Annotated in this window: 8 protein-coding genes and 2 pseudogenes; 5 read left to right on the top strand and 5 right to left on the bottom strand. The window is 62.2% G+C overall.

Annotation, left to right across the window (positions count from 1 at the left end):
* Positions 1 to 786: pseudogene (locus tag EOA38_RS24305) on the bottom strand (cysteine--tRNA ligase); the annotation flags it as partial.
* Between the two features lie 391 nt (positions 787 to 1,177).
* On the opposite strand from EOA38_RS24305, the gene EOA38_RS24300 reads away from it, so the two are divergent.
* A complete protein-coding gene (locus tag EOA38_RS24300; protein ID WP_126094908.1) occupies positions 1,178 to 1,333 on the top strand; it encodes a hypothetical protein in 156 nt (51 codons plus the stop codon).
* Between the two features lie 101 nt (positions 1,334 to 1,434).
* Here the strand turns inward: EOA38_RS24300 and EOA38_RS24295 are convergent, their stop codons facing one another.
* Positions 1,435 to 2,196 carry an SOS response-associated peptidase gene (locus EOA38_RS24295; RefSeq protein ID WP_126094909.1) on the bottom strand — a complete coding sequence of 254 codons (762 nt, stop codon included), beginning with the start codon at positions 2,194 to 2,196 and terminating at the stop codon, positions 1,435 to 1,437.
* A gap of 119 nt (positions 2,197 to 2,315) precedes the next feature.
* Here EOA38_RS24295 and EOA38_RS24290 point away from each other — a divergent pair, with 119 nt between their 5' ends.
* From EOA38_RS24290 to EOA38_RS24275, 4 genes are all read left to right on the top strand, one after another.
* Positions 2,316 to 2,732, top strand: coding sequence for an NUDIX hydrolase (locus EOA38_RS24290; RefSeq protein ID WP_126094910.1), 417 nt, complete (start codon positions 2,316 to 2,318; stop codon positions 2,730 to 2,732).
* Positions 2,733 to 3,051: 319 nt separating this feature from the next.
* Positions 3,052 to 3,429, top strand: coding sequence for a TIGR02301 family protein (locus tag EOA38_RS24285; RefSeq protein ID WP_127300422.1), 378 nt, complete (start codon positions 3,052 to 3,054; stop codon positions 3,427 to 3,429).
* A 358-nt stretch (positions 3,430 to 3,787) separates the two neighbouring features.
* A complete protein-coding gene (locus EOA38_RS24280; protein WP_040972051.1) occupies positions 3,788 to 4,045 on the top strand; it encodes a hypothetical protein in 258 nt (85 codons plus the stop codon).
* 168 nt (positions 4,046 to 4,213) lie between these two features.
* Entirely contained in the window at positions 4,214 to 4,966 is a 753-nt protein-coding gene (locus EOA38_RS24275; protein ID WP_245464742.1) for a hypothetical protein, read from the top strand.
* Here the strand turns inward: EOA38_RS24275 and EOA38_RS24270 are convergent.
* From EOA38_RS24270 to EOA38_RS24260, 3 genes and pseudogenes are all read right to left on the bottom strand, one after another.
* Entirely contained in the window at positions 4,909 to 5,253 is a 345-nt protein-coding gene (locus EOA38_RS24270; RefSeq protein WP_245464743.1) for a nucleotidyl transferase AbiEii/AbiGii toxin family protein, read from the bottom strand. The two genes, EOA38_RS24275 and EOA38_RS24270, sit on opposite strands and share 58 nt — an antisense overlap.
* A gap of 75 nt (positions 5,254 to 5,328) precedes the next feature.
* Positions 5,329 to 5,553: a hypothetical protein gene (locus EOA38_RS24265; RefSeq protein WP_126094913.1), complete on the bottom strand. Its 225-nt coding sequence runs from the start codon at positions 5,551 to 5,553 to the stop codon at positions 5,329 to 5,331.
* Positions 5,554 to 5,615: 62 nt separating this feature from the next.
* Positions 5,616 to 6,328 (bottom strand): annotated as a pseudogene (locus tag EOA38_RS24260) (IS5 family transposase).
* Positions 6,329 to 6,526: the final 198 nt, after the last annotated feature.

Genomic DNA, 6,526 nt, shown 5'->3' with positions numbered 1-6,526 from the left:
CTCGTGGTGCGGGAAGATCAGGTCGAGGCCGCCGCCATGGATGTCGAAGACCTCGCCGAGATAGGCGGCCGACATTGCCGAGCACTCGATGTGCCAGCCCGGGCGGCCCCTGCCCCAAGGACTTTCCCAGCCCGGCTCTTCCGGCGTGGACAATTTCCACAGCACGAAGTCGCCGGGGTTCTTCTTATGCTCATCGACGGCGATGCGGGCGCCTGCCTGCTGCTCGTCGAGATTGCGCTTCGACAGTTCGCCATAGTCCGGCATCGAGGCGGTGTCGAACAGCACCTCGCCGCCGGCGACATAGGCATGGCCGCGCGCGATCAGCTGCGCGATCAGCGACAGCATGTCGGCCTTGCCGTCCGCGCGGGGCGCGACGAATTCGGTGGCGCGCGGCTCGAAGGTCGGCTCCAGGCACCCGAGCGCCTTGACGTCCTTGTGGTACTGGTCGGCGGTCTTTTCGGTGACCTTGCGGATGGCATCGTTCAGCGAGAGCTTTCCGGCCGCGATCTCGTTGCCGAAATCGCGGAGCGCCCTGGCGTTGATCTTGTCGTCGACGTCAGTGATGTTGCGCACATACGTGACGTGCTCCTGGCCATAGAGTTGGCGCAGCAAACGGAACAGCACGTCGAAGACGATCGCCGGCCGCGCATTGCCGATATGGGCAAAGTCGTAGACGGTCGGGCCGCAGACATACATGCGCACATTTTTCGGATCGATCGGAACGAAACGCTCCTTCGCCCGCGTTAGCGTGTTGTAGAGGCTGAGGCCCTTCGATGCGTCAGACATGCGGTCCCGGTCCTTGATTTGGGTTCGCTGAAACCAGGTCTGCGCCGAAGGCGCAAATCGGGCTCCAGCCTGCTGGCCGGGGCGTTTGTCCAATCTGGGGAAAGATAAGGCGAAAACGTCCGGACCAGCGCGAAGCTAGCCAATAATGCAAATGCCACAAATGGCGAAAGACGTTTTCATGGGCGGCTTTATCGCGCCCGCCGGTGTTGCCGTCAAGTCGCTCTGTTCCGGAAACATGTCGTTGGATCACAGGTAAAGACGGGCCGAAACATTTTATTAAACATGTCGGCACAGTGATGAAACATTCGCGGGCTAGACCGCCCAGGCGTCACGATTTGGTCCGAATCGACCATCAAACGCGGACACGAAAATACTACCAGGGAAGAGAACAATGCCTCGAAGCAAGCAGGAACAGAGCCGACCGGCGCAACAGCCGCTCACCAAGCACTACCGCGCGATCGGCCCGGCAGCCATCGTCGCAGCCCTTCTTCACACCGCGAAGAAGAAGAAGCCGGCGCAGAAGATCGTTTCGCCGCGCGCCGCCTGAAAAAGGCACGACCGGCGCGGTCCCCGATGATGGGGCGCCGGCAATGAGGGCGACGCCAATGCGCGCCCCGGAACTGAGGCAGACGCCAAGAGCAAGCCTCTCTAGAACAGGGTCATCTGGTTTTCGTCCGCGCCGGGTTTCTGGCGCCTGACCTTCTCGGGCCGCTCGCCGACGACGCCCCGCTCCTGAATCTCCGGCCCGGTGTTGGCGACCTTGTTGACAAGGTCGGAAACCGCAATTGCCTCGAAGAAATCGGGTTCGGCGGGCTTCAAGAGGTCGAGTACGTCGCGCGGCTCCTGCGTGCGGCAATCCAGCCAGCGGGCGAAGTCGCGCTCCTCGATCACCACCGGCATACGGTCGTGGATATGGGCGATGCCGGCATTGGCCTGCGTCGTCAGAATCGCGCCCGTATCCATCTCGGAGCCGCCCGGCTCGGCATAGGTTTCGATAAGGCCGGCGAAGGCGATCACCCCGCCCCGCTTCGGCCGGATCCAGTAAGGCTGGCCCTTTTCGCTGCCCGACTGCTGCCATTCATAGAAGCCGGAGGCCGGCACCAACGCGCGGCGATGGCGCATCGCGGTCTTGAACGAAGCCTTTTCCAGCACCCCTTCCGAACGGGCGTTGAAGAGCAGCGGAAATTCCTTCGTGTCCTTGACCCAGGCCGGGATCAGGCCCCAGCGCACCAGTATCGCCTGGTGGTCCGGCAGGTTGGAGCCCGACGCGCGCTGCGGACCGGCAAGAGCCATCAGCACGGGCTGTGCCGGGGCGATGTTGTAGCGGGCCGGAAACTCCTCCAGCTCCGCAAGGCCGAGGAAGGCGGCGGTCTGGTCTGGCGTGGCGGTCAGGGCAAAGCGTCCGCACATGAACTCGGCTCGTCGATCGGAATTTTCCCAAAGGTGGCGATGGAACCCCCGCGCTGCAACGGCTAAAGCTTGATCAGGCCAATCGGTCCACAACAGGCTGCAGGAACATTCGGCATTCCATGGAACCGCGCAAGATCGTCCCCGCCGTCTCCGTCGCCGTCGTGCGCGGCAAGACGGTACTTTTGGTCAAGCGCGCGCGGCCGCCCTCGCAAGGGCTCTACGCCTATCCCGGCGGCAAGGTCGAGCCTGGCGAGACGCTAACGCAGGCGGCGGCGCGCGAGCTGGCCGAGGAAACCGGACTCGAGGCCAGGGACTACCACCCGCTGCGCGACATCCATATCGACGGCAGCGGCGAGAATCACGCCGTCGACTATCTGCTGACGGTGTTCGGAGCGGCCTATGTTGGCGGCGAGCCCGAGGCCAGCGACGATGCCGAGACGGCCGCCTTCCACACGCTGGCGGAAATGGCGGAGATGCCGCTGGCGGACGAGGTGCTTGAGGTCGCAAGAGAGCTGCTGGGCGATTCGCATAAGTAGCTTCGACAGCGCAACGCCATGACTTCCAGGCGCCTGCGCCGCCCCTCACCTGCCTGCCCGTCCTCCGCAGCAGCTGCGGAGGGTGGACCGGCATCCTCTCGGGGAGAGGGGCGTTCTCTTCGCCGATTTCGCCAATCTCCAGCGTTGCAAGAAGGCGCCCAGGCTGCGGCCAGCCCTTTCTCCCCGTCATTATACGGGGAGAAATGCCCGGCAGGGCAATGAGGGGCGGCGCCAACCTCAACAGGGAGAGATCCTGGCCAGGGACGACGGCCTCCCAAAATCGTCTTGCGAGCGGCGAATTGTTTGGTCACATAAGCCTATGACCCGCGCCTCACCTCTCCTCGCCGCGTGCCTCGCCTTCAGCATGACCCTCACGGCGCGGCCGACACTTGCGGCGGAGGCGCCGTTCGAGCCCGGGCTGATGCGGCTCGCCGAGGTGCTGGGGTCGCTGCATTTCCTGCGCAATCTGTGCGGCGAGAAGGGCGACCAGTGGCGGGTCGAGATGGAAAAGCTGCTCGAGTCGGAAACCCCCGATCCCGACCGCCGCGCTCGCTTCATCGCCTCCTTCAACCGCGGCTACCGCTCCTTCAGCGGCACCTATACGCAATGCACGCCCTCGGCGACCGAGGCTATTGCCCGCTACATGAAGGAAGGCGAGACGCTGTCGCGCGACATCGCTTCCCGCTACGGGAATTGAGGCCGGCGCCAATCGCGGCCAATCCGGTTTGCGCATAATCCACCGGGAACTGGCCCCCAATGTGACGCGCCTTATTGTGTCCGGCTGCGCCTTGGTGCAATGATGTGTTGCGCTTGTGCAACAATGTTAATGAAACGTTAGCGCACAATTGCGGAATTAACTCAAACTGAAGGTTTTGATGCCGCAAGCCGGTCTAATCGGCTAAGCTTCGGAACGGATTGAGCGCAGCCTTGCTCGAAATGTAGATTACGACCGCAAAAATGTCGTATTTACAAGCACTTATCTCGGGCTGCGAATGAACTGGAAGGTCAAGCCCGGTCTCTCGCCGGATCGCCGCTTGAAAAAGGTGGACATCGCAATGGAACATGGTGTCAGCGACATCGACGCGTTGGTCAGGGAAGAAAAGCGCCTGACCGCCGTGGAGAGCCACAGCGAAGCTTGGGCTGAGGGATTGTCGGCTGGCATCGAGCCCGAGATCATCGCCGAAGCCGCCCTCGAAACCGCGTTTGGCGAAATGCTGCGCGCCAATGGCGAGACCTCGGCGCTGGCCCTGCTCGACCGCATGCGCGAAAAGGTAATCTCCGGCGCCTTCGAGCCGGAGCGGCTCAAGCACTAGGCCGCCCGCTGTCTAACAGCGGCTTTTGACGGCGACGCGCCATTTGGGCATCATGCCTGGGTGCCTTAACAGCTCAAGCGCTGTCCGGACCGAGCGAGCCCGGGAACCATGGAGAGGCAAGGGGTGAGATTTTCGTTGGCAGGCCGGCCGCACGCCTGGACCGTAGGCATGTGGATCGCCGCGTTCTGCCTGGTCCTTCCAGTGGGCTTGTGCCTCGCCAGCACCCCTTCCCATGCGCTGAGCGAGATCCAGCGCCAGGATTTGCCTTCGCCGGTCACGCCACCCGCCAATGACGATACGGCCCCGCCGGACACGACCGTGCCGATACCGGACCCGCTCGGCACGAAACCCTCCGGCAACAGCCAGCCGGCCGACGAAAAAAACAAGAGCGAGCCTGAGGCGCCATCCGGCAGCGGCGGCGTCACCAGCCCGCGCGCCGATCCGGACGCACCGCCGCCCGCTGTCGTCTACGACCTCGACAAGCTGCCGGAACCGGTCAAGCGGATGCATGGGCTGATCGTCGAGGCCTGCAAAAGCGGCGACATCGAGAAGCTGAGGTCGCTGATCGGCTCGGGCGATTCCATGACGCAGCTGTCGCTTGGCGACATCGACGGCGATCCGATCACTTTCCTCAAGGGCCTGTCCGGCGACAGCGACGGCCAGGAGATCCTCGCCATACTGGAAGAGGTGCTCAGCGCCGGTTATGTCCACGTCGACACGGGCACGCCGCAGGAACTCTATGTCTGGCCATATTTCTTCGCGCTGCCGCTCGACAAGCTCGATCCCAGGCAACGCGTCGAGCTGTTCAAGCTCGTCACGGCAAGCGACTATGACGACATGAAGCAGTTCGGCGCCTACATCTTTTACCGCGTCGGCATCACGCCCACCGGCCAGTGGCTGTTCTTCGTCGCCGGGGATTGAGTTTCGCCAGCGATCGGCCTCATCCCTTGTCGAGATCGGCCTCCTTCGACGGATTCAGGGAAGAAGGCCCGGACGCCAAGCTCTGACGCCCGCGTCCGCAGTTCGCGATACCCGTCAGCGTCGGCGCAGAGGAAATCCAGATCCAGTGACCGCCGGTATTCGCCGAGTTTCATGACAATGGCGGTGCCACCGCCGAACCAGCACTGGGTGGCCGCCAGGAACTCGCGGTCCATCAGCCCGAGAGCTTCGGCAATGATCCTGTGTTCCGGTTTTCCAAACGCCTTCATGATCTCAACTCGCGGTGTTTCCGGCCTTGATTGTTTGCTGCGGGAAGACGTTCAAGAAGAGAGGAAAGCGAAACCTTACGAGGTGGTCAAAAGGATGCCATGACCGAACTTGTCAGCAAGTTTCCTAATAAGCAGATTTTCACGCGCAGTAAGGCTTTTTTGATCAACAAAACGCCAATTGCGTTCGTAAAGCGCAAATGCTTCTTCCGCAGGGATCGGACGCGACGCGTCTCGGCTCCAGGCGAGTACCTGGAGCTGCGGGAACTCTGCGGGAACGATCGGCGCGATATTTGCGGTCATGGTTCTGCAAACATAGTGCGGAGCGCTTAAGAAATCCAACGTGGCCTAAGGCTTGTGGGGATTCATCGAGAGTTAATGACGGCGGCGGCGAGATAGATCATTGCCGCGAAGCTTTTGTCGGTTTTGTCGGCACGCAAGGCGATGCGCTTGAATTCCTTGAGCTTGCAAAAGAAGTTCTCGATGAGGTGTCGCCACGTGTAGAGTTGGCGGTCGAGTGGCAAGGGCCTTGCGCGCCTCGGGTGCTGGGAGATGACGATCTTGGCGCCACGTTCGTTGAGATCGGCAACGATGGCATCACTGTCGAAGGCCTTGTCGGCGATCAGCCCGCCGAAATCTACGCCTTGCAGAAGCGGCTCGACGCCGACCGTGTCGAAGCGGTGCCTCGGCATCAGATGGAAGCGCACAAGGTTGCCGAGTGCATCGGTCAGCGCGAGGATCTTGGTGGTCATGCCGCCTTTGGAGCGGCCTATGGCCTGGCTCTGAGTCCCCCTTTTGCGCCCTGTCCGTGGCGGTGGACCTTGACGATGGTGGCGTCGATCATGGCGTATTCCATATCCGGCTCGTCCGAGCAGGCTTCGAAGAGCTTCACGAATACATCGGCCTTGCGCCAGTCGCTGAAACGACGAAACGCTGTGCTCCAGTTCCCGAAATGGGCAGGCAGATCGCGCCACGGGCTGCCCGTGCGCGCAATCCACAGAACTGCCTCGATGAACAGTCGGTTGTCATTGCCACTGCGTCCGGGATCGCTGGCTTTACCCAGACAATGCGGCTCCATCTTCGCCCATTGGGCGTCAGTCAATACGAATCGGTCCATCAAAAGCTTGAATCACATCGCCAAGCTTTGGTGAATCTGGAGGCTTCTGTGAGGTCCGTTGGCTCGACGGAGCCGCTTGGCACGACGTCGGACCTCATTGCAAGCCGGATTGAACGGAGCCGCGGGTCGGTCTGGCGCTATGGGGATTGTAGCCCTGCG

This window comes from Mesorhizobium sp. M1E.F.Ca.ET.041.01.1.1 (genome assembly GCF_003997355.1).
GTDB lineage: Bacteria > Pseudomonadota > Alphaproteobacteria > Rhizobiales > Rhizobiaceae > Mesorhizobium.
Note: the sequence above shows the minus strand (reverse complement) of the source record. Positions and strands in the feature narration are given on the sequence as shown.

What these genes read in the sequence shown, in the direction of transcription:
- EOA38_RS24300 (WP_126094908.1), top strand. Translation starts at nt 1,178, where the DNA reads ATGCCTCGAAGCAAGCAGGAACAGAGCCGACCGGCGCAACAGCCGCTC.
- EOA38_RS24295 (WP_126094909.1), bottom strand. Translation starts at nt 2,196, where the DNA reads ATGTGCGGACGCTTTGCCCTGACCGCCACGCCAGACCAGACCGCCGCC.
- EOA38_RS24290 (WP_126094910.1), top strand. Translation starts at nt 2,316, where the DNA reads ATGGAACCGCGCAAGATCGTCCCCGCCGTCTCCGTCGCCGTCGTGCGC.
- EOA38_RS24285 (WP_127300422.1), top strand. Translation starts at nt 3,052, where the DNA reads ATGACCCGCGCCTCACCTCTCCTCGCCGCGTGCCTCGCCTTCAGCATG.
- EOA38_RS24280 (WP_040972051.1), top strand. Translation starts at nt 3,788, where the DNA reads ATGGAACATGGTGTCAGCGACATCGACGCGTTGGTCAGGGAAGAAAAG.
- EOA38_RS24275 (WP_245464742.1), top strand. Translation starts at nt 4,214, where the DNA reads ATGTGGATCGCCGCGTTCTGCCTGGTCCTTCCAGTGGGCTTGTGCCTC.
- EOA38_RS24270 (WP_245464743.1), bottom strand. Translation starts at nt 5,253, where the DNA reads ATGAAGGCGTTTGGAAAACCGGAACACAGGATCATTGCCGAAGCTCTC.
- EOA38_RS24265 (WP_126094913.1), bottom strand. Translation starts at nt 5,553, where the DNA reads ATGACCGCAAATATCGCGCCGATCGTTCCCGCAGAGTTCCCGCAGCTC.